Source organism: Corynebacterium sp. HMSC061H03, from assembly GCF_001838215.1.
Classification (GTDB): domain Bacteria; phylum Actinomycetota; class Actinomycetes; order Mycobacteriales; family Mycobacteriaceae; genus Corynebacterium; species Corynebacterium jeikeium_D.
Genome location: NZ_KV836068.1, coordinates 1 through 1,411 on the forward strand (window position 1 = coordinate 1; position 1,411 = coordinate 1,411).

The 1,411-nt window shown below is 56.3% G+C and carries 1 protein-coding gene; it reads right to left on the bottom strand.

Annotated features, from left to right (window positions below; translation table 11 throughout):
* Nucleotides 1-58: 58 nt before the first annotated feature.
* Nucleotides 59-1,249: an IS1249 family transposase gene (locus HMPREF2787_RS05805; RefSeq protein ID WP_162838042.1), complete on the bottom strand. Its 1,191-nt coding sequence runs from the start codon at nt 1,247-1,249 to the stop codon at nt 59-61.
* Nucleotides 1,250-1,411: the final 162 nt, after the last annotated feature.

The following is a 1,411-nucleotide window of genomic DNA, read 5'->3' on the forward strand; positions in this document are numbered from 1 at the left end:
GGGTTAAGTAGCAAAAAGTGTGTCCGCTCGGCGTGTTGCGGGGCGGGCACACCGTTTGTTACTTCATGGGGCCTTTTCTGATTCCTATCGAGTGTTCGTACTCGGTTGGGATAGCGTTGTCGTAGAAGGCTGGTCGGCCTGTTTCATGGTCGGCTTTGTTATGGTCTTCTTCGACAAGATCGTTGACTTTGGCGAGTTGATCTTGGCCGAAATTGCACTGCCTGGCGATCTTTAATGGGTCGTCAGGCAGTTGCGTTTTCGAGTGCAGGTACCACTCGAGCATTTTTCGTTGGCGTTCCCCGGACCTGCCGCGATGCGCGTCGGCGATGCGTTTGAGCCCGGCGTTGATGCCGCCTTCCAGACTGTTTGTCGTTGAAGCCCAGCGTTGAGGCTCAAGCGCATTCGGTGGTGGCTGCAGGTAGGTAAACAGCCATCCTTTCCGTGAGAGGTGCAGCAGGGAGTTGTATGCCTTGCGAACTCGCAGATGGGTCCATTCCCACTGGTTGTTGAGTGTGCGGCGCTCTTTTGACACGGGCGTTTTCTCGTTGAGGAATGCTTTGAATACCTGTCCGAAGTCGTGCAGACGCAGCGTCCACTCCCGTGCCTGGTCGAGTGTGGTGATACGGGTCAGTTTCAACGCCAGGGCGTAGATGGCTTTGCCGGCGTCGGTGCGTGGTCGTGATGTGGTGTAGCGGCGGATGACGCGTTGCGCATGGACGAGGCATCGTTGGATTATCGCGTTCGGCCAGCAGGCTTTAATCGCAGTAAGTGCGCCTTGTCCGCCGTCGAGGACGACGCAGAGCGGCTCAGCGATTTTGCGGAGTAGCTGCGTGTAGGCGTGGGCGGTTTCGTGTTTGGTCCAGTGCCATGCGATGACGTGGTCGTGGCTGGCTGCGACGAGCAAGCATCCGGCGGCGGTGTAGGTACCGTCGATGAAGATCTGGTCGTAGATGCGCTGTGGGTCACCGTCGTTGGGGATGTCGATGAGCCAGAACGGTTTGAATCGGCGGTCAAGTGTCCAACGGCTTACCCCTTGTTGCTGGGCGAGTTCAGACAACGTTGCTGTGGAGGTGGCATAAGAGACGAAGGCTTTAAAGTCGCGGGTCTGCGTGCGGTCGGTGCGGGTTCGTGTCGTGGAACTGCCGCAGTTCGGGTCCTTGCATCGCCACCTGGTTGTGCCTTTAGAAGTGGTTCCGTTTTTCTTCATTTGCCCAGCGCATATCGGGCATCGTGGTCTGTTTTTACTCACCCGGAAAGCACACCAACCCCCGATTAGCACATGCGGGTGCCATTCCGGTGGATTGAACACTAATCGGGCGGATATAAGGTCTTGATGCTTATATCCGCCCAATTTACCCAGCCTAATCAGCAGTAATGCTGAAAGTCAGACACACTTTTTGCTACTTAACCC